The 19759-nt window shown below is 62.8% G+C and carries 24 protein-coding genes; 12 read left to right on the top strand and 12 right to left on the bottom strand.

Annotated elements, in window-relative coordinates; genetic code table 11:
* Nucleotides 1-5 precede the first annotated feature (5 nt).
* Nucleotides 6-698, bottom strand: a complete 693-nt coding sequence (locus tag CP556_RS13910; protein ID WP_098726170.1) for a metallophosphoesterase — start codon at nt 696-698, stop codon at nt 6-8.
* A 247-nt stretch (nt 699-945) separates the two neighbouring features.
* Here CP556_RS13910 and CP556_RS13905 point away from each other — a divergent pair, with 247 nt between their 5' ends.
* The gene (locus CP556_RS13905) at nt 946-1611 is read left to right on the top strand and encodes a 2,5-diamino-6-(ribosylamino)-4(3H)-pyrimidinone 5'-phosphate reductase (RefSeq protein ID WP_098726169.1); all 666 of its coding nucleotides are present in this window, start codon (nt 946-948) and stop codon (nt 1609-1611) included.
* An 11-nt stretch (nt 1612-1622) separates the two neighbouring features.
* On the opposite strand, the gene CP556_RS13900 is transcribed toward CP556_RS13905, so the two are convergent.
* Nucleotides 1623-2393, bottom strand: coding sequence for an enoyl-CoA hydratase/isomerase family protein (locus CP556_RS13900; RefSeq protein ID WP_098726168.1), 771 nt, complete (start codon nt 2391-2393; stop codon nt 1623-1625).
* A gap of 123 nt (nt 2394-2516) precedes the next feature.
* Between CP556_RS13900 and msrA the strand changes: the two genes are divergently transcribed.
* The 4 genes from msrA (at nt 2517) to CP556_RS13880 (ending at nt 6333) form a co-directional block, all read left to right on the top strand.
* Nucleotides 2517-3047: a peptide-methionine (S)-S-oxide reductase MsrA gene (gene msrA, locus CP556_RS13895; RefSeq protein WP_098726167.1), complete on the top strand. Its 531-nt coding sequence runs from the start codon at nt 2517-2519 to the stop codon at nt 3045-3047.
* A 168-nt stretch (nt 3048-3215) separates the two neighbouring features.
* Nucleotides 3216-3605 (top strand): hypothetical protein, encoded by a 390-nt coding sequence (locus tag CP556_RS13890; protein ID WP_098726166.1) that lies wholly within the window; start codon nt 3216-3218, stop codon nt 3603-3605.
* A gap of 275 nt (nt 3606-3880) precedes the next feature.
* Nucleotides 3881-4900: a hypothetical protein gene (locus tag CP556_RS13885; RefSeq protein WP_098726165.1), complete on the top strand. Its 1020-nt coding sequence runs from the start codon at nt 3881-3883 to the stop codon at nt 4898-4900.
* 212 nt (nt 4901-5112) lie between these two features.
* Nucleotides 5113-6333, top strand: a complete 1221-nt coding sequence (locus tag CP556_RS13880) for an FAD-dependent oxidoreductase (RefSeq protein ID WP_098726164.1) — start codon at nt 5113-5115, stop codon at nt 6331-6333.
* A 98-nt stretch (nt 6334-6431) separates the two neighbouring features.
* Here the strand turns inward: CP556_RS13880 and CP556_RS13875 are convergent, their stop codons facing one another.
* On the bottom strand, nt 6432-6791 hold the full coding sequence (locus CP556_RS13875; RefSeq protein ID WP_098726163.1) for a winged helix-turn-helix domain-containing protein: 360 nt from the start codon (nt 6789-6791) through the stop codon (nt 6432-6434).
* Nucleotides 6792-6905: 114 nt separating this feature from the next.
* Between CP556_RS13875 and CP556_RS13870 the strand changes: the two genes are divergently transcribed.
* The 4 genes from CP556_RS13870 (at nt 6906) to CP556_RS13860 (ending at nt 8393) form a co-directional block, all read left to right on the top strand.
* A complete protein-coding gene (locus CP556_RS13870) occupies nt 6906-7595 on the top strand; it encodes a cob(I)yrinic acid a,c-diamide adenosyltransferase (protein WP_098727409.1) in 690 nt (229 codons plus the stop codon).
* A 91-nt stretch (nt 7596-7686) separates the two neighbouring features.
* Nucleotides 7687-7965, top strand: a complete 279-nt coding sequence (locus CP556_RS13865; protein ID WP_098726162.1) for an acylphosphatase — start codon at nt 7687-7689, stop codon at nt 7963-7965.
* A gap of 12 nt (nt 7966-7977) precedes the next feature.
* The gene (locus CP556_RS26000; protein ID WP_176548192.1) at nt 7978-8145 is read left to right on the top strand and encodes a hypothetical protein; all 168 of its coding nucleotides are present in this window, start codon (nt 7978-7980) and stop codon (nt 8143-8145) included.
* Complete coding sequence (locus CP556_RS13860; RefSeq protein WP_098726161.1) at nt 8145-8393, top strand: hypothetical protein; 249 nt, start codon at nt 8145-8147, stop codon at nt 8391-8393. Before CP556_RS26000 ends, CP556_RS13860 begins: the two co-directional genes overlap by 1 nt.
* A 33-nt stretch (nt 8394-8426) precedes the next feature.
* Here CP556_RS13860 and CP556_RS13855 read toward each other — a convergent pair whose 3' ends face one another.
* Nucleotides 8427-8744 carry a DUF3784 domain-containing protein gene (locus CP556_RS13855; protein ID WP_098726160.1) on the bottom strand — a complete coding sequence of 106 codons (318 nt, stop codon included), beginning with the start codon at nt 8742-8744 and terminating at the stop codon, nt 8427-8429.
* Between the two features lie 60 nt (nt 8745-8804).
* Nucleotides 8805-9731 (bottom strand): DNA-3-methyladenine glycosylase family protein, encoded by a 927-nt coding sequence (locus tag CP556_RS13850; protein WP_098726159.1) that lies wholly within the window; start codon nt 9729-9731, stop codon nt 8805-8807.
* 146 nt (nt 9732-9877) lie between these two features.
* Here CP556_RS13850 and CP556_RS13845 point away from each other — a divergent pair, with 146 nt between their 5' ends.
* On the top strand, nt 9878-10384 hold the full coding sequence (locus CP556_RS13845; RefSeq protein WP_098726158.1) for a DUF555 domain-containing protein: 507 nt from the start codon (nt 9878-9880) through the stop codon (nt 10382-10384).
* A gap of 149 nt (nt 10385-10533) precedes the next feature.
* On the opposite strand, the gene CP556_RS13840 is transcribed toward CP556_RS13845, so the two are convergent.
* The 4 genes from CP556_RS13840 to CP556_RS13825 form a co-directional block, all read right to left on the bottom strand.
* Nucleotides 10534-10773 (bottom strand): UPF0058 family protein, encoded by a 240-nt coding sequence (locus CP556_RS13840; protein WP_098726157.1) that lies wholly within the window; start codon nt 10771-10773, stop codon nt 10534-10536.
* 263 nt (nt 10774-11036) lie between these two features.
* Nucleotides 11037-11216, bottom strand: a complete 180-nt coding sequence (locus tag CP556_RS13835) for a DUF7836 family putative zinc-binding protein (protein ID WP_098726156.1) — start codon at nt 11214-11216, stop codon at nt 11037-11039.
* 127 nt (nt 11217-11343) lie between these two features.
* Complete coding sequence (locus CP556_RS13830) at nt 11344-12327, bottom strand: transcription initiation factor IIB (RefSeq protein ID WP_098726155.1); 984 nt, start codon at nt 12325-12327, stop codon at nt 11344-11346.
* A gap of 216 nt (nt 12328-12543) precedes the next feature.
* On the bottom strand, nt 12544-12831 hold the full coding sequence (locus tag CP556_RS13825; RefSeq protein WP_098726154.1) for a DUF357 domain-containing protein: 288 nt from the start codon (nt 12829-12831) through the stop codon (nt 12544-12546).
* A 107-nt stretch (nt 12832-12938) separates the two neighbouring features.
* Here CP556_RS13825 and CP556_RS13820 point away from each other — a divergent pair, with 107 nt between their 5' ends.
* Both CP556_RS13820 and CP556_RS13815 read left to right on the top strand, forming a co-directional pair.
* The gene (locus CP556_RS13820; RefSeq protein WP_098726153.1) at nt 12939-14255 is read left to right on the top strand and encodes a TIGR00341 family protein; all 1317 of its coding nucleotides are present in this window, start codon (nt 12939-12941) and stop codon (nt 14253-14255) included.
* A gap of 57 nt (nt 14256-14312) precedes the next feature.
* Nucleotides 14313-15683, top strand: a complete 1371-nt coding sequence (locus CP556_RS13815) for an FAD-dependent oxidoreductase (RefSeq protein ID WP_098726152.1) — start codon at nt 14313-14315, stop codon at nt 15681-15683.
* 62 nt (nt 15684-15745) lie between these two features.
* Here CP556_RS13815 and CP556_RS13810 read toward each other — a convergent pair whose 3' ends face one another.
* The 3 genes from CP556_RS13810 to CP556_RS13800 all read right to left on the bottom strand — a co-directional run bounded on the left by CP556_RS13810 (nt 15746) and on the right by CP556_RS13800 (nt 19450).
* Nucleotides 15746-16081: a type II toxin-antitoxin system PemK/MazF family toxin gene (locus tag CP556_RS13810; RefSeq protein ID WP_098726151.1), complete on the bottom strand. Its 336-nt coding sequence runs from the start codon at nt 16079-16081 to the stop codon at nt 15746-15748.
* Nucleotides 16078-16431, bottom strand: coding sequence for a MarR family transcriptional regulator (locus CP556_RS13805; RefSeq protein WP_098726150.1), 354 nt, complete (start codon nt 16429-16431; stop codon nt 16078-16080). The genes CP556_RS13810 and CP556_RS13805 overlap by 4 nt, the downstream gene beginning before the upstream one ends.
* 640 nt (nt 16432-17071) lie before the next feature.
* The gene (locus tag CP556_RS13800) at nt 17072-19450 is read right to left on the bottom strand and encodes a BGTF surface domain-containing protein (RefSeq protein WP_098726149.1); all 2379 of its coding nucleotides are present in this window, start codon (nt 19448-19450) and stop codon (nt 17072-17074) included.
* Nucleotides 19451-19759 lie beyond the last annotated feature (309 nt).

The following is a 19759-nucleotide window of genomic DNA, read 5'->3' as shown; positions in this document are numbered from 1 at the left end:
CCCCCTCAACTCTCGTCGAGCGCGACGAACTTCTCGGACGGTCGTTCCACGTGATCGGCTCCGGCGACGCTGTGGAACCGATCGCGCCGGACGTCGTAGGCCGTGAGCGTTCCGCCGTAGACACACCCCGTATCGAGGCCGACCGCCCACTCCCGATCGATCGGGCCGTCGAGGACGGTGTGGCCGAAAAAGACCCGCGGCGGTCCCTCGTAGGTCTCGAACCAGAAGGGACCGTCGTAGCCGTCGCCGTCAGGCGACCGCATCGTCAACACGTCCCCCGCAGAGTGGGCCGCCAGCGGCCTGCTCGGGTCGATGCCACCGTGAACAACGAGGCCGCCGTCCCACGAGATCGCCGTCGGAAGCGACTGAAGATACTGGGAGTCGACCGCGTCGAGGGCCGGCAGCGAGGCCTCGCCCTCGAGCAGCTTTCGCTCGTTGTTTCCCCTGACCGAGAGCAACCGCGGCGACCGTCTGACGCGATCGAGTACGGCCTCACTCTCCGGCCCCTTTCGAACCAGATCCCCGACGAACACGGCCAGATCGTTACTGCCGAGATCGAGCGTCTCCAGCAGTGTCTCGAGCGCGTCGAGACAGCCGTGGACGTCACCGATGACGTAGACGTCGTCCCGGTTCTCGAGGTCGATACGTCGGTGATCGAACGATACCGTGTCGTCGAACGCGGAGGTCCCGGTCGTCACGTGTTATACGTCCGAACCCTCAACCGAGACCGGATAAATCGTTTATATGTTTCATATTGTACACTATATAGGACCGTGTAGTCAGCGAGCGAAACCGCAGTCGCTGCTCGCACGTCTCCGGTTCGGAGTGCGACGCGTATCTAAACACGGGCGCTGCGACTGGATCGGACCACGGCCGTCGACACGCGGATAGACTCACGACCGCCGAGACACGGGATTTCTTTACGATCGACCGCCCACCACGGGTATGCACGTCGTCGTCAACGCCGCCGCGAGCGCGGACGGCAAGCTTTCCTCGCGCCGGCGCGAACAGATCGCGATCAGCGGCGAGGCGGACTTCGCACGCGTCGATCGGCTCCGGGCGGCGAGCGACGCCGTCGTCGTCGGCGTCGGAACCGTCCTCGCGGACGATCCGCACCTGACCGTCAAGGACGAGGAGTTGCGCTCCCAGCGCCGGGAGGACGGCCGTCCCGCCAATCCCGCGCGGGTGGTCGTCGACTCGAGCGGACGGACCCCGACGGACGCGGCGGTCCTCGACGACGCGGCGACGACCTACGTCTGTCTGAGCGAGGACGCACCCGTCGATCGCCGCGCGGCCCTCGCCGACTGCGCCGAGTTGGTCACGGCGGGCGACGAGCGAGTCGACCTCCTCCGCGCGTTCGCGACGCTACAGGAGCAGGGCCTCGAGCGGATCATGGTCGAGGGCGGCGGCGAGCTCATCTTCTCGCTGTTCGAGGCCGGACTGGTCGACGAGCTACGGCTGTTCGTCGGCCCGAAGATAATCGGCGGTCGCGACGCCCCGACGCTGGCCGACGGCGAGGGGTTCGTCGCCGACTTTCCGACGCTCGAGCTCGCGGACGTCGACCGGCTCGACGACGGTGTCTTGCTGACCTGGCGAGTCGACGAACGATAGCGAGACTCGAGTCACTCGAACTCCGGATCGCGATCCTCGACGAACGCCGCCATTCCCTCGCGCTGATCGTGCGTGCCGAAGAGGCTCGCGAAGGCGCGTTTCTCGTAGGCGAGCCCGCTCTCCTGGGAGCCCTCGAGCCCCTGATTAAGTGCCTGTTTTGCGGTTCGCATGGCGAACGCTGGCTGTGCAGCGAGCCGGTCGGCCAGTTCGCCGACGACGCTCTCGAGGTCGTCATCGGGGACGACCTCGCCGAACAGCCCCGCCTCTGCCGCGGAGTCGGCGTCGAGCCGTTCGCCGAGGAAGATCATTCGGCGCGCGGTCTCGTCGCCGACCAGCCGCGGCAGCCGCTGGGTGGCTCCCCAGCCCGGAATGATACCGAGATCGATCTCGGTGTTGCCGATCAGCGCCGATTCGGCCGCGACCCGCAGGTCGCAGGCCAGCGCCATCTCGCAGCCGCCGCCGAACGCATAGCCGTTGACCGCGGCGACCGTCGGCGCGGGAAACGCCTCGAGCGCGTCGGCCACGTCGTGACCGAGTTCGCCCCACTCCTGGGCCGCTTCGGCGGAGAGATCCCGCATGTATTTGATGTCCGCACCGGCGATGAACGCGTCGCCGGCACCCGTCAGGACGAGAACGCGCGCGTCCTCGTCCGCGGCCGTCTCGAGCGCCTCGCCCATCGCCTCGAGCGTCTCGACGTTCAACGCGTTGAGCGCGTCGGGGCGGTCGACGGTCAGTGTTGCAACGTCACCGTCCCACTCGAGTCGGACTGTGTCCCATGACATACTCCGGCGTTCAATAGCCACTGACAAATCCTTTCGCACGCGATTCGGTCGGCGAACGGGACGACGCTGCTGGTCGGTGTTGTACCCGTCACATCTTTCCTCGGTCGCGCCCTACGAACCGCTATGGAACGAGCCACGTTCGGCGGCGGGTGCTTCTGGTGCACCGAGGCGGCGATGAAGGAACTCGAGGGTGTCGAATCGGTCACGTCCGGCTACGCCGGCGGGCACGTCGAGGATCCGTCGTACCGCGAGGTCTGCTCCGGAAACACCGGCCACGCGGAGGTCGTGCAGGTGGAGTACGATCCCGACGCGATCGGGTACGACGAACTGCTCGAGGTGTTCTTCGCCACCCACGATCCGACGCAGCTCAACAGACAGGGGCCCGACGTCGGAACCCAGTACCGCTCTATCGTCCTCACGCACGACGAGGACCAGCGGCGACAGGCCGAGGCCTACATCGAGGCGCTCGACGAGGAGTACGACGACGACGTTGTGACCGAACTAGAGCCGCTCGAGACGTTCTATCGCGCCGAAGCAAAGCATCAGGACTACTTCGAGAAGAATCCGAACGACGCCTACTGTACGATGCACGCGGCCCCGAAAGTCGAGAAGGTTCGCGAAAAGTTCCGGGAGAAGGTGGCAGCCAAGAGCTAACTGACCCCACGAATTTTCGCTACGTTCCGTGGACTGTGTCCCGAAACCAGGGGTTACCCCGACTGGAGTAGCGGGAAGTCGTTATTGGAATCGGCAGTCTAAAATACTGTCAGTGAATTTTATATTATATATTAGAGATACAGACGATCCACCTAATGTGGAATACAGATGGATGAGACAATTGATACGCTACGTGGGGCGCTGAACCGGCTTGACGAATTAACTGACCCAATCCGTCTGGATGGGGACGAAGGCGATCTCGACGCATACCTGTACGCTCTGAGCAAGATGGCCGAATCAGCTATGGAAAGGAACGCACTCGGCGAAGCACACCGACTCCGTGACCTCCAGGCCGAGATGGAGCGGGCAGACGAACGGGACGAGCCTGTAGATATTCGCCGATCCGATGCCCTCCGACTCTCGGTATCGCTCCACACGTACCGCGAGAAGCTTCTTGACCAAGATGACGAGGCTGCCGCTGAGGATGTGGAACAGACCATCCACGTCATCGACGGGAAACTTGAGGAGACGACCGCTCGACCCGAGAGAGGAGAATAATAGATTTTTCCACAGGGTTACCGCCGACCAGAGTGACGGGGGCGCTGTGACCAGCCTTGTCCCCGTTGCGAACGGGACACTCAGGGCCGCCAGTTCTCGAGCCTCATCTGAGCCGTGGCCCGCCATCTCCCGTTCTTCGCTCTCGTACAGGACGTGAGCGCGAGCTACGTAATCCGACTGCGTCTCGAGGCACACGATGTTCTCCGAGTGATTCTCACAGGCAGCCGACCACCCCGGCGTTATTTGAGACTTTTCAGCAACGCTCTAGAGTGGGAATGCCGTTCACAAAATACTCGATACAGAGCGTCCGCAGGGGGATCCGGAACCCGGAACTCGTCTGGACGGAACTCTGCAAGTATCTCTGGTCGGCCCACCGGACCGTCTTCGAGCTTCGTCACGGGAGCGGCATCGATATCATGGCCGAAGACTGGGACACGCTCATCGTCCTCGACGCCTGCCGGTACGACGCCTTCGCCGCCCGGAATCGAATCGACGGGACCCTCGAGTCCCGGCTGTCCGCCGGCTCGAGCAGCCCGGGGTGGATCGACGCGAACTTCGCGGGGAAGACCCACCACGATACCGTCTACGTGAGCGGGAACGCCTTCACGGCTGATATCGGAGACGACGTGTTTCACGCGATCTATCCGGTACCGCCGGAGCCGGTCGCGGAGTCGTCGGCCGTCGACGCGAGCGACGTCCTGGATCCCGAGTTGCTGGAAGACAGTTATGCGATCGATCCCGAAACCGTCGTCGAGCGAGCGCTCGAGGCCCACGAGAAACACCCGCACAAGCGGTTGATCGTCCATTTCCTCCAGCCCCACGTCCCGCTCATCGGTGAGACCGGCCTCGAGATCTACCAGCGGATCGCCGCCGAGGGGGATCTCTCTTCGCTTTCGCGCGGCGGCCGAGGCGACCGCTTCGGCGCGTTGAACGTCCAACTGTACGATATCATCGAGAGCGACGAGTTCGATATCGACGTCGCCGATCTGCGTCGCGCGTACGTAGAGAACCTCGAGATCGTCCTCCCATTCGTCGACCAATTGATTCGGGAACTGGACGGGAAGTCCGTCGTCTCGGCCGATCACGGCGAACTGCTCGGCGAACGGCTGCTCCCCTTCACGAGCCGAAAGTACGGCCACTTCGAGTACCTGGCCGCGGAGCAGTTACGACGGGTGCCGTGGCACGTCGTCGGCTCGGACGATCGCCGACGGATCGTCGCGGACACGCCGATCGAGTCTGCTCGAATGGACGAAGAGGAGGTGACGGAGAAGCTCCGGGTCCTGGGCTACCGGTGAGGAGACCTGTTTTGGCACCGAATTTCGAGGGGGAATCGGACGACGTGGGTTGGGGCTGACGCCTCGAGTCGGGAGGCGGCTCGAGCAACCACGGGTCGGCCTCGATATCGGCCCGCTGCCATCCGTTTTTCGTCCGCATCTGGGCCGTCACAACCAGCCCGCTGTCCGTCGAACAGTGAAAGGTACGTCCGTTCGGGGCGCGTCGTTCGAATATGGACGATCGAACGGACGTTCTCGTCATCGGCGGCGGTGCGACCGGAACGGGAATCGCCAGAGACCTCTCGCTGCGAGGCGTCGACGTCACGCTCGCCGAGCGAGGTGGACTGTCGTCGGGCACCTCGGGGCGGTCACACGGCCTGCTCCACAGCGGCGCTCGCTACGCCGAGGCCGACGGGAGGGAGGCGCGGGAGTGCCTCGAGGAGAACCGTATCCTCCGGGACATCGCCGGCGACTGTATCCGGAACACGGGAGGGCTGTTCGTGCAACTGGCCGACGACGATCCGACCTACTTCGAGGCGAAGCGCGACGCCTGCGAGGACGTCGGGATTCCGACCGACGTGATCGACGGGGAGAGCGCTCGCGAAGCAGTCCCGGGCCTCGCCGCGGACGTCGAACGGGCCATGCGGGTCCCGGACGCGGTCGTCGCTCCCTCCCGGCTGGTCGCCGCCAACGCGGTCGACGCCAGCGAGCACGGCGCTCGAGTCCGAACGCACGTACCGGTCACGTCGATGACCGTCGAGGACGACCGGGTGACGGCCGTCACGCTCGGCGGCGACGCCGGCGAGACGCTCCGGCCGCGATACGTGGTGAACGCGACCGGGCCCCACGCGGGCCGGGTCGCGGAGATGACCGACGTCTCCGTTTCGATGCGACCGACACGGGGCGTCATGGTCTCGGTCGAATACGACGGCCTCGAGCCGGTGGTAAATCGCTGCCGCGAGCCCGACGACGGAGACATCGTCGTCCCGCACGACGGCGAGGTCGTCCTCGGGACGACGAGCGTTCCGGTCGACGATCCGGACGACTACGAGCGGGCCGACTGGGAGATCGAACGGACGGTCGAGGAGTGCGCGGCGATGCTCCCGTGGGTTGCCGAGAGCGAGCGCGTTCGAACGTGGTGGGGCGTCCGCCCGCTGTACGAACCCGACGAAGCCGCTCGCGGCGGCCGCGGTATCTCGAGGGGGTTCCACCTGCTCGAACACGCCGACGAGGACGTTGAAAACTGCTGTAGCGTCGTCAGCGGGAAACTGACGACCTACCGCCGGATGGCCGAGGCGACCGCCGATCTCGTCTGCGACCGGTTCGGGGTCGACGCCGATTGTGAGACCGCGGAGCGGCGACTCCCGAGCGCATCGGACCCCGCACGGCTCGACGAATTCGTCCGGCGGTTCGACGGGCAGGGACCGACGGACGAGGATCTCGTCGGCCGATAAGGGGGACCTCGTCGGTCGGTCGTGATCGGTTTCATGGTCAGGAGGCCGAGACGCCGGTCTCGAGGATCCCGGTGAGCGGAGCGCACGAAGCGGCGCGTTCAGAACTCTCGCTTCGCGTTTGACCAGATACTCAGCTCGGCCGACCGATCAATATCGGCGTACAGCTCGTTGTCGTCGTCGAGTCCGATCGAGATCCGATTGAGGTTGGCGACGTACCGTGACCGATGGTGGCCGCCGTGACGGACGCCGACGGTCTCGTCGACCAACCCGGCCTCGGTCAGTGCGTCAAGTTTGCGATACGTCGTCGAGAGCGGACGATCCGTCGCCTCGGCGATATCGGGGACGGTCATCGGCTCCTCGAGCACCGCGATGATCTCCCGACAGGAGTCGTCGTCGAGCGCGGCGATCACCCGCTCGAAGGCGGGTGCATCGTCGGACGAGGAGAATTCGAGAGACATTGGCTGACCGCAGGTTAGGAGCGAGCCCTAAAGACACGTTTGGTTAGGGGTGTCACGCTATCGACACGCGCCGAGTGGACCAACTACATGTACGCTCGGTCCGACCGATCGCGTATGAACGACGACCGGAGATCGGACTCGCCGATCGAGAACACGCCGGGACAGGGACGAACGCCGGAACCCGAGCGGATCGAGCCGGCCGCACCCGAGGAGTTCGGCCTCGTCCAGGTCTGGTGGGGCGACGGGAAAGGGAAGACGACCGCGACGCTCGGCATGGGAGTGCGCGCCGCGGGCCACGGCTACCGCGTCCACATGCTCCAGTTCATGAAGGGTGGGGCCTCGAGCGTCGACGCGGTGCGCGGCGAGTACAACGCGATGGCCATGCTCCCCGGGCTGAGCTACGAGAACCTCGGCCACTACGGCTGGCACGGGATGGCAGACGGCAGCGACGAGGCGGACCACGAGGCCGAAGCGCAGGCCGGCCTCGAGCGCGCTCGCGAACTGCTCGAAGCGGCGGGAGCGACCGACCTCGACGAGCCGATTGACCTCGACGCGGAGCCGGAAGCGGGCGTCCACATGCTGATCCTTGACGAAATCCTCTACGCCGCGGATCGCGGCCTGCTCTCCGAGTCGGACGTTCACGACCTCATCGACGCGAAGCCGGACGGCCTCGAGCTCGTGTTGTCAGGCAGCCATACCGAGCCGTCGTACCTGACGGATCGCGCCGACCTGATCACGAACGTCCGAAAGGTGAAACACCCGATCGACGACGGACAGCGGGCGCGACGCGGCACCGAGTTCTGAACGGAATCGGCGGTCGTCGAGCGCTGTTGTGAGGGGCGTCCGCGACTCGAACGGACCCGGATTTTTGGCGGTTGCGGTCGATGACTCGCACATGACAGACCGAACCCGCGCACACGTCTTCGTCTCGGGAAAGGTACAGGGCGTCTACTACCGCGCGAATACCCGCGATACGGCCCGTGACGAAGGCGTCGACGGCTGGGTGCGGAACCTCGAGGACGGCCGCGTCGAGGCGGTCTTCGAGGGGCCCGAGGCCGCGGTCGAGGCGATGATCGAGTGGTGTCACGAGGGCAGCCCCGCGGCCGATGTCGAGCGCGTCGAGGCTGACTACGAGGAGCCGCGGGGCGAGGACGGGTTCGAGATTCGCTACTGAGACAAGGGAAAGATGACAGTCGAGGGCACCGAGCGGCGAAGCGACAACGGGACGATCCTCGAGCCGCTATCACGTCCAGTGACCGTACGGCATCGAGACGGCATTCACTTCGAGAGCGAGGACGGCTATCGGGCGCGGCCGCTGAAGCGAGACCAGACCACGCTCGATGAATTCTGCTAATGGGAATCATCGACCGCTTCGAAGAGGAGTATCTCGACGTCTCGAGTAGCCGTGCGTCGGTTCGGGAGTTGCTCGAGTTGCTCGTCGGTGCGGTGTTGTTCGTCGTCGGTGCGAGCGCGCTGGCGTACTATCTGCTCGGGCGGCAACTAGCGATATGGGTCGCCGGCGGGCTCGTCGTCATCTTCGCGATCACGCTGGTCTCACAGGCCTACTGGGCCGTGACCGGCCGCGAGGACTACGAGGAGTAGTCGACGGCCGGGCCTCACCGCTTGCTCTCGCCCTCACTCGGCGGTTTCGAAGCGCCGAGCGCCGCGGATCATCCGGGCGGTCAGGAGTCCGACACCGACGACGAATGCGATCCAGATCGCCTCGGAGCCGCCGAACGGCTCCGTATACTCGACGATCGCGACGAGCAAGACGAGCGCGGCGACGTAGAGGGCGTTGGTACCGATAAAATCCGCCAGTCCGTCCTCGTCTGCGACCCGGTCCGGGTCGTAGCCCGCGATCAGTCGAACCATCCCGAAGTACTTGATGAGGATTCCCAGTGTGGCGATGAACACCGCCGATGCAAGGAGACCGATGACTGCGCCTGTCGCCATACGGCAATAATGACAGCCCATTCATAAAAATCGTCCCAGGTGTCTCGTTCGGCAACGTCCCTATGCGCCGGTCCGAAGGTGATGAAAGACGTAGGTCTGGGCGTACCCCGCGTACTCGCCCCCGAGCCGTTCGCGAAGGGCCCGCGAGGTCTCGGCGTAGGTCCCGCGGTCGCAGTCGGGATAGTACTCCTCGACCGCCGACTTGAGCCAGGTGTCAAGCGGGACGGCCTCGTCGAAGTCCAGCGAGAAGAGGAGCACGCAGTCGGCCACCTTGTCGCCGACGCCGACGAACCGCGTCAGGTACTCCCGTGCGTCCTCGTACGGAAGATCGCGCGCCTCGGCCGGATGAGCCTCGCCGGCCGCGACCATCTCGGCGGTCCGGACGACGTAGGGAGCGCGGTATCCCAAGCCGAGCTCGCGGAGTTCAGCCTCGGTCGCGATCGCGAGCTGTTCCGGCGTCGGAAACGCGTGATACGTCTCGCCGTCGAAATCGATCTCGTCGCCGTACTCGCGGGCCAGCGTTGAGACCATCGTGTGAATCCGTCCGACGCGCATCTGGGCCGAGCAGATAAACGAGATTAGGCAGCCGAAGGGCGGATCCGCGACCAGTCGCATTCCGCGGTGGGCCTCGTACGCCTCGCGGAGCAGCGGATCGTCCGGTCCGGCCGCGACGATTGCCTCGAGATCGTCGTCCAGGCGCAGCAACCGGTGCACGGCCGGTTCGGCGTCGGTCGTCGACTTCCACTCGAGGTCGCCGTCGCGGATCCGGACGCGGATCACGTCACCGGTGGGCCCGTTGGCGGCATCCGAGCCGCCGGATACGGCGTCCGAGCCGACGACCGTCGAGTACCACGCGCCGGGGGCCACCGTGTCGGTATACATCTCACCGTCTTCTCGCCGCCAGAGGTAGCTCTGTCCGCTCTCGAGGGTTCGGTACAGATCGAGTCCGCCAGCGAGTTCGTCGATTGGGATCGTCCCCGTTTCCATTCGGTCGCACCTTGGATCCCGCGGGCCCTTTGCCTTTCGAACCGACGCTCTGACCGACTTGGTCCGCGATCCACGCCCGACAGCCACACGGCGATAGTCCCGCCGTGGGGCGAACCTTCTTACTGGAGGGGATGCAATGTCTGTGTATGGATTGCAGGGTTGTGGTCGAAGCTGCCGTGCCGGTCTTCGACGTCGAAACGGCGGACGAGGCGATCCGAATCGCCATCTCGAAGACGGGTGAGATGTTGAACCCTGACCTGAACTACGTCGAGATCAACATGGGTGAGCGCACCTCCCCGTCGGGAGAGGAGCTTCCCCCCGCGTTTATCGCGGCCGACGAAGCGCTCGTCGCGCTCGAACTGGAGATGACCGTCTTCAACGTCGAGCGCGAGGAGCACGCCTCGCGGATCGCACGAAAGGAGATCGGCCAGCTCCTCGAGAACATCCCGCTCGAGGTCATGCACGTCGAGGTTCTGGAAGACGATGAGGATGCGAACGATTCGGCCGACGAAGAGACGACCGCTCCCGACGACGAGTCGATCACCACGAATTCGACCAGCGACGCCGACGAGAACGACACCACCGAGAACGACACCACCGAGAACGACGCGGACGACGAAATCCTCCCCGAGTTCGAGGACCTGGTCGAGTAACGGTTACTCCGGCCGCTCAGTCCACGTCTACTACAGAATTGCACATCCACAGGTCCGCTATTTGTCGGTGACGATCTCCTCGAGCAAAGCGCGCTGCGCCGAGTCTTGCCAGTCGGCGGTGTCGATGGTCCAAGGATACGTCGAGAATCTCAGTCCGCAGTTGCGGCGACAGCTTCTTCCTGCTCACCTTCCCGCATGTTCATCGTGATTCCCCCAGCGAGCGCAAAAACGGCGGCTTTGTGATCTGTTTTCGATTTGTGAATCGATGTCGGTCGAATCCCCTTGGCTTCGTACTCGCCAAGATCGATCTCACAGTTATCCCACTCTGCACACTGATTGGATACCTCCGCGAGAAGTCCGTGAAGGTGAATGAGCTCCTGCTTCTTCATACCATCCTCTCCTACCCACTGCAGGGTTATATTATTATCTTGAGTTGCGTTAACACGCGACCCATGTCGGCCGAGTGGTGTGTCATCGGCGGAGACGATTCGAATGCGGTGCCTACGCGAACAGAGCCAGACGACGGGAGCACGGTACGACCGTATTTACGGGCGTAATAGCTGCTTTCGCTATAGTTTCTGAAAGGCTATCGACGGAACGTAACGAATACCTACTTCGGAGCACCGGCGGCGAAAATGCGGTTTCGATCGGCCTATCCGAGCTGTTTCAACGTCTGGAGATCGCGATCCGTCCGCATGAACTCGGCGGTACGATGAGAGGCGTGACAGTTCGGACAGTGAAACATTTCGGCGGGCGTCGGGAGTTCGTCCGGAGAAACCTGCCAATCTTTCGTACATTCGGGGCACAACAGCTGGACGGTCGTTTTATCCATGCTACGTATGTGCACACGAGGGGTCAAAAACGTTGTCGCAGTCTCGGTCGGTCGAACGCACCACCCGCGTCGGTACGACGCGACAGATGACAGCCGTTACACGACGTTTCAGTCGTCGATTTCGGGTTTACGCGGGTGCGGCCGTGTCCGACGCCTCGAGCAGTTCCTTGTAGCGGTTCCGGATGGTGACTTCGGAGATGCTGGCGACCTCGCTGACCTCGTTCTGGGTGACCTTCTCGTTGGTCAACAGGGCGGCGGCATAGACCGAGGCGGCCGCGAGGCCGACCGGCGACTTGCCGCTGTGGACGCCTTCCTGACGAGCCGACTCGAGCAGCTCCCGGGCCATCCGCTCGGTCTCGTCGGAGAGATCGAGGTCGCTGACGAACCGGGGCACGTAGTGTTCGGGGTCGGCCGGCTTGACCTCGAGGCCGAGTTCCCGAATGATGTAGCGGTAGGTGCGGGTCAGTTCCATCTTTTCGACGCGGGAGACGGCCGAGATCTCGTCGAGGCTGCGCGGCGTGCCGGCCTGTCGGGCGGACGCGTACAGCGACGCGGTCGCGACGCCTTCGATCGAGCGGCCCGGGAGCAGGTCCTCCTCGAGCGCGCGGCGATAGATGACTGACGCGGTCTCGCGGACGTTCTCCGGGAGGCCGAGCGCGCTTGCCATCCGGTCGATCTCGCCGAGGGCCTGCTTGAGGTTACGCTCTTTCGAGTCGCGAGTGCGGAATCGCTCGTTCCAGGTGCGCAGGCGCTGCATCTTCTGGCGCTGGCGGCTCGAAAGCGCGCGGCCGTAGGCGTCCTTGTCCTGCCAGCCGATGTTCGTCGAGAGCCCCTGGTCGTGCATCATGTTCGTCGTCGGTGCGCCGACGCGGGACTTCTCGTCCTTCTCGCTGGCGTCGAAGGCTCGCCATTCGGGGCCGCGATCGATCTCGTCTTCCTCAACGACGAGGCCGCAGTCCGTACAGACGGTCTCGGCGTGTTCGTCGTCCGATACCAATCGGCCGCCACACTCCGGACAGTGCTCTTGCTCGTCGGAAACCGCCGTGGTTTCCTCCGCTTCGGTTTCGGTCTCTCGGTCGTTCGTATAGGTTCGGATGCTGGTATCTGTCATAGTGTATCGGGTGAGTTACTTGGGGCTCCCGGGTGGGGTAACCAGAAGAAACCCGGTCGCCGCAGCTAACATAGAGTTAGGCCGTAAGCCATATAAAGGTTTCGCCTACTTTATAAACTAATCGCAATTGCTGGTATATATGTTCCGGTTACATAGTTATTAATCGTGTTGGATAGCAGGGACGGGATACAGTTTCCACACGTCGAGTGAACTCCGCTACTCGACGGTGAAGAGGTGGCCCTCCGTCGGCACATCGAACAATCCGATGCGGGCCCCCGCATCGAGCCACGCGTGGCCGTAGGAAAACGACGCCAAGGCGTTAACGAGATCGCCCTGTTCTCGAAAGTGGGTCCCGTCCTCGAGATACGACGACGCCATCTCGTAGCAATCGGCGGCCGCTTCCGCCATCGGGGTCCCCTCCGGCGGCGCGATCGTCGCCGCCTCGAGCGCCTCCGCGAGTAACTCGCCGTACCGGTTCGTCTTCTCCTCGAGATCGGCAGCCATGGTCGATCCTCGTTACTCGGCCCCGTAAGTGCGTCGTCGCGCCCACGTCGAAGCCGCCCGGATTAACTACCGTATACGTATGGCCCACCCCATCGTGGCTCTCGAGAGTGCGACTACTCCAGGTGTTCGTCCCGGACGACACGCGGGACGAAGCGCTCCGGGTACTGGAAGACGAAGACATCGATTACGTGTTGACCGCCGAGAACAGTGACCGGTCAGACGGTGATCTGGTCACGTTTCCGCTCCCGACCCAAGCCGTCGACCACGTGCTCACGTCGTTGCGCGAGGTCGGCATCGACGACGACTTCATCGTCGTCTCTTCGATCGAGACGGCTCGAACTCCGCAGATAGAGGAACTCGAGGAGCGCTACGTCAACGGAGAGGAGGCGGACGACAGCATCGCTCGCGAGGAGATTCGGACGCGGGCGCTGAACATGACCCCCAGTCGTCTCACGTACTACGCGATGACAGTCCTGAGCGCGATCGTCGCGACGGCGGGCCTGTTGCTCGACTCGCCGGCGATCGTCGTCGGGTCGATGGTTATTGCCCCGCAGGTCAGCGCGGCCCTCACCAGCACCGTAGGGCTCGTCCTCGACGACCGGGAGATGGTCCGGGGCGGGCTCTCGTCGCTGGCGATCGGACTCGTCGTCGCGATCGTCAGCGCCTTCGCGTTCGCCTGGCTGGTGCGCTTCAGCGGAGCCGTCCCCTCGACGATCGACATCACCGCCATCACGCAGGTGCAAAATCGGATCTCACCGGGTCTACTCGCCCTCATCGTCGGCTTCTGTGCGGGGGCAGCGGGCGCGTTCGGCCTCGCGACGGCAATCCCCGTTTCACTGGTCGGCGTGATGATCGCCGTCGCGTTGATCCCGGCCGCCGCCGCGGTCGGCATCGGGCTGGCCTGGGGCCATGCACCCGTCGCGCTCGGAGCCTTCGTTCTGGTCGCCGTCAACGCCGCCTCGATCCTTCTGGCGGGACTCACCGTGTTCTGGTACCTCGGCTACCGACCGCTGAACTGGACGGCGGGAACGCTCCGCGGAAACGTCTCCCGGGACCGCGTCGGCACCCTTGCCGTCGTGCTCGTCCTCGGCGCGGTCGTCGTCGCCGGTGCCGGTATCATCCTCGGCCACCACGTCGCCTTCGACAACGAGGTGAACGACGAGGTCAGAGCCGTCCTGAGCGACGAGGAGTACGACGGACTCGAGCTGGTCGAAGTGCGGACCGAGTTTAACGACGGTGGCCTCGTCAGCGACGAGACGGGCGTCACGGTCGTCGTCCAGCGGCCCGCGGACCAACCGTATCCCACCCTCGTGGAATCGGTTCAGACGGCGCTCGAGGACAGAACCGACCGCGAGATCACGGTCTCCGTCGAGTTCGTCGAGGGCGCAACGACGGCGGACGACACCGAAAGTCCGTCACAGTAAGCGGGATCGATTGCTGAGAGCACAAGCGGTTTAGGCACTCTATTCGAAACATGGGATATGAGCGACCAGCCACGCGTCGAGATCTATACCAAAATGGACTGTCCGTACTGCGAGAAGGCCAAAGACCTCTTCGACAGCAAGGACATCGAGTACGAGACGTACAACGTTACCGGTGACGACGAACTGTTCGAGGAGATGGTCGAGCGCGCGGACGGTCGCAAGACCGCCCCCGAAGTGTTCATCGACGACGAACTGATCGGCGGTTGGGACGACACCAGCGCGCTCAACGAGACCGGCGAACTCGACGAAAAACTCGGCATCGCGAGCGATGCGCCGGAGGGGCATCGAAACGGAGGCGGCGAAGCCGCCAACGAGAGCGACGGCGACATTGTCCAACACCGCACGATGATCATCGCCGGGACCGGCATCGCCGGGCTGACCGCTGCGATCTACGCCGGCCGCTCGAACAACGAGCCGCTGGTCATCGAGGGCGACGAACCCGGCGGCCAGCTCACCCTGACCACCGATGTCGCCAACTACCCCGGCTTTCCCGACGGCATCGGCGGCCCGGAACTTGTCAACAACATGAAAGAACAGGCCACTCAGTTCGGGGCCGAGCTGAAAAACGGCATCATCGAGTCGATCGACGACTCGAGTCGCCCCTTCCGGGTCGAACTCGCCGACGGCGACGTCTACACCGCCGACGCCGTCATCGCCGCGTCGGGTGCCAGCGCCCGCACGCTCGGCATCCCCGGCGAAGACGAACTGATGGGCTACGGGCTCTCGACGTGTGCGACCTGTGACGGTGCGTTCTTCCGCGGGGAGGACATGCTCGTCGTCGGCGGCGGCGACGCCGCCATGGAGGAAGCCACCTTCCTCACGAAGTTCGCCGAGACCGTCTACATCGCCCACCGCCGCGAGGAGTTCCGTGCGGAGGACTACTGGATCGACCGCGTCCACGAAAAGGTTGAAGACGGCGAGATCGAGATCATGAAAAACACCGAACTGACCGAGATCCACGGCTCGCAGGAAGAAGGCGTCGACCACGTCACGCTCGTCGAAAACGACAAGGGCCATCCCACCGACCGCCTCGAGGACCCCGAGACCGAGGAGTTCGAGTTCGACGTCGGCGCGGTCTTCTTCGCCATCGGCCACACCCCCAACACTGACTATCTTACCGAAACCGGCGTCGAAATGGACGCCGACGGCTATCTCAAGACCAAAGGCGGCGAGGGCGGCGGCCAGACCGCAACCCACGTCGAGGGCATCTTCGGTGCCGGCGACGTCGTCGACTACCACTACCAGCAGGCCGTGACTGCGGCGGGGATGGGATCGAAGGCCGCTCTCGACGCCGACGAGTACCTCGAGAACCGCGAGCGAGCCGACTCGAGCGTCGAGGAAGCGGAGCCGGCGGCGGCGGACGACTGACGGGTTCCCATCGGAACTGTATCTGACTCCGCGTTTCCGAATTCATCTTCGTTGTGCACGCGTCAGTAGAGACCGAGATAGGAGACGAGAGTAGCGACAGCATCGTCGACGACTGCTTCGTCCAGCGTTCCGAGTTCCCGATCGATAGCTGCTGCATCGATCGCCATCACTGACCACGGCAAAATCGCACTCTCGTCCGGGAGCCCGCCGTTGACCATGTCAGTATCGTCGATCGGAATCCGTTCGTCGTACCAAGTCTTCGTCGAAAGAGTGAGACAGATGTATTGATCCCCGTGAAACGGCATTTCTGCGGTATTGAGTACGAGCCAGGGACGAGCCATTTCTGGTCCTTTAAAAGGATCATCACCGTAGACGATCGTACCGCGGTTGTACGTCATCGATCGTCTCGGTCGGCGGCATGTTCGACCCACTCCTCGCGGTCTTCCGCCCCGTAGAGCTCGTTAAATAGTCGATTCGCTCGGTGGATATCGTACGCCTTTCGCAGCCGTTCCGTGTCGTCCGTGATCGCCCAGTACGACCCCTTGTGGCGGACAAGATCGCGCTCCTCGAGTCGAGCGAGGACGGTATTGATCGAGTTCCGGTTGATATCCGTCCGGTCGGCAATCGCTGTTGCCTTCCAGGCACGATCATTGTTTTCGAAGAGGAACACGAGTACCCGCTCGGGATTGCTCATCTCCTCGAGTTCCTCCTCGCTGCGTTCATTGAAACGGTCGATATCGATGGACATAGTGGGTACTAGCGATGCCGAGCATATAGTTGTACCCTCTGTACCCGATGTACGTTACTTCCGTACGTACCCACTGGTAGTGGGCTTCGGTCGACACGAACTCGAGTGAGACAGGGAACTGATTTCGAGCGAACCGACTCGAGCGTCGAGGAAGCGGAGCCGGCGGCGGCTGACGACTGAGCATCTTCGAGCGGGAAAGCGATTGTCGGTTCTGTCAGACCTGATTTCGGACCTCACTTGGCCGAACGGGAATTCGATTCGCGCCAGACGGACTGTGTTTTCGAGTCTCCATACCTGATACCATCACACGCCGAGACGTAGCAATCACTTATCTCCGAGTTCGTCCGCTCGAGCGCGTTCGATCGCGTCAGTTCTTTCAGCGATCAACTGCCTCAGACGGACTCGGATCGATCGCGAGTCGGAACCGCACCTTATCGAACGCATCGTCAGCACCGGTCCGTGACTCGAGTCCAGTGTCTCGTCTCCTTGAGGAACCACACTTCGGACTGGAAACGAGCGCGTGTCCGAGCGGCGTTAGCGAGTCGAGGGAGTCCACACCAGTCGCTGTCGCTGGTCGGTGTAGCATCCGATAAAAGAAACCGCGGAAATTAGGGCCGGCGGAAGCCGGTAGTTCGACAGCTTAGTTCTGGCGGCGGAGTGCCAGCATGGCAGCGCCGAGGAGTGCGACGAGAGCGACGCCGACACCGAAGCCGGGCGTACCATCGTCACTGTCGTCTCCATCGGAGCCGTCGTCACCGTCGGAGCCGTCGGATCCGTCGGATCCGTCACTACCGTCGGAACCGTCGGAGCCGTCGGATCCGTCACTACCGTCGGAACCGTCGGAGCCGTCGGATCCGTCACTACCGTCGGACTCGTTAACGGTCAGCGTACCGGAGTCACTGGCGTCGCCAGCGTGGGTCTCCCAGCTGATGTCGCCTGCGGAGCTGGTGTCGAAGTCTTCGCTGACTTCGTGCGTGCCACCGGCTTCAACAGTGATCTCTTCCTGAACGACGGTCTCGCCGTCGATGTCGATGTGGAAGTCGACAGTACCTTCAGCGTCGCCGTCGTTGGTGACGGTCACGTCGAGCGTGGCGTCATCTCCAACCATAACCTCAGAGGGTGCGTCACCCTCAACGGAGATGTCTGCTTCAGGTTCGGGTTCAGAAGCGACGATGATGCCTTCTGCTTCGGCAACCTCGCCACCAGCTTCAGACGCGCGGACGAATTCGATTGCGTCGCCTTCCTGGTAGTCACTGAAGTCCCACGAAGCGGTCGCGGTGCCGTCATCGCCGACGACAGCCGAGCCGGAGGTCACCGAGGTCGGGAAGCGGACGCGGTAAGTGACTTCCGTACCGGGTGCGACGTTCGATTCGACGGTCACTTCAGAGTTCTCGCTGTTTTCGACCGGGAGCTGATCGTCTTCGTTGAGTTCGGTTGCGAACTCAATGTTGCGCTCTTCGACGCCGAAGTCCTGGGAGATGCTCTCCTCGCTGTCGGAGTCTTCGACGTAGCCGTTGTTCTCGTCCACCGTGAATTCGGCGTTCCAGGTTTCCCCGGCGTCGACGTCACTGTGGTTCGAGATGTCGGAAACAACGTAGAACGTGTTGTTCTCAGCGTCCGGGATGATCTGCACGTCGTCGGAGTCGAGATCGTTCACCGAGAACGAGTCAGCCGATCCGTATCGTGGCTCGTTCGTGTCGGTGAACGTGAGATCGAGACCCTGGGACGTGTTGAGTTGATTGCTGCCGGACTGCAGGTAGCCGTAGATACCGGAGGCTTCGACCTGCGTGATGAGGAGATCGTCCTCTGCGATGTCGTTGCTCTGCGTTGCGTCACCGAGGATGGTCTCGAGATCGTCGTCGACACTAGTGCTTTCCGGAGCGGTCCACGTGCTAATGTCGTCGGTCGAGCGTTCACCCAGGACGAGGACTGCTGCGTCAGTCTCGTCTGCATCGTTTGTTGGGTCCTCAGTGTAAACCTCAAGCTCCATGTCCGCGGGGAGCAGTCGGTCGTTACCGAGGTTGTTGGTGGAACTCACGTTCGAGACTGTACCTTCGTCAACGCTGAAGGCATCCTCAACGGAGTTGTTCGCCTCGTAGGTGTTGAAGCTAACCGTCACTTCGTCGGCGTCACCGTAGCCCGTGAGCTTGAGGGTCGCCTGGTAGTTCTCGTCTTCTTCAGTGACGTTGACCCACATCTCGTCGGTGGTGTCGGTCGGCTGAACGGTGAATTCAGCGACGTCACCGGCTTCCTCTTCGTACGTGTTCGAGTCGAACGTCGCGCCGAGCGAGTCGGCCTCGGACAGTTCGATGTCGACACTGTCGCTCGCGGTCGTGTCAGCCGCCTCGAACTGGATCGAGTAGTCACCGGCGTCGAAATCGTTCTGGTTGAAGTTGAGCGTCAGCTCTTGAATGCTGTTGACATCCTCGAGAGCGATTTCGTCGCTGTCGAGGTGCGAACTGGAGTTGTCGATGTTGCTCTGTCCGTAGTTGCTGAAGACGCCCTCCAGCTCGCTCTGGTCGAGCTGGTCGGACGAAACAACAACATCGTAGCCGCTACGTTGAGAGTCGAGCGTCACATCGATGTCGCTGCCAGCCGTTGCGGGCATGCTACTGTCGACAGATGCATCGAGATCCTGCTGGTCGATGCGGAACTGTCCTTTGACAGTACCGCTTTCGACGATGTCGTATAGACCGTTGCTCAGTCGGGTCGTCGAGATATTGAACGATGTATCACTGCTCTCGACGCCGATCTGGCGTTCGAGATTCTGTGATTCGTTCTCGATAATCTCGTACGTAGTATCGCTACCGAAAGGGGAACTCCCCTCTAATTCAGTAGCAGTAACTTCGACTGTCTGTCCTTGCCAGTACCGCTCGCCGTCAGAGAAGGTCTCTACGTCGTGGTTACTTGCTGCGACGGCTCCACTAAAGGATGCCGTCATCGCCACAACGGAGAGGACCATAAGCGCTGCCAGGACGACTGCACGTCCCTTTTTGCGATAGTCCGTTTCGCTTGTCATTATGTATTATTAGTTTTCGTTTGCGTTAGTTAGCGCGCGATTCACCTGGAGAGCGAGTCTACCCCAGCACCGTAGGACCGGGCTGTTTGGTCGACTCACACCGGGTAGGGGTAATCAGTTCTTTAGACAACTCCGTAATAAGCTTTCTGTCTCACATATTGTGAGGGCGACATAAGTAAAAAGCGTATTACCACCTGACGGCGACGGCACTGTATCGAAGTAGGAAGAATACTTTGGCCGATCGAAACAGTTCGCTTTCGGTGATACCCGCTCGAGTGTTACGCTATACCGAGATGGTAATCAAATACT

Origin of the sequence: Natrinema sp. CBA1119 (assembly GCF_002572525.1) — an archaeon.
In the GTDB taxonomy this organism is placed as follows: Archaea; Halobacteriota; Halobacteria; order Halobacteriales; family Natrialbaceae; genus Natrinema.
Note: the sequence above shows the minus strand (reverse complement) of the source record. Positions and strands in the feature narration are given on the sequence as shown.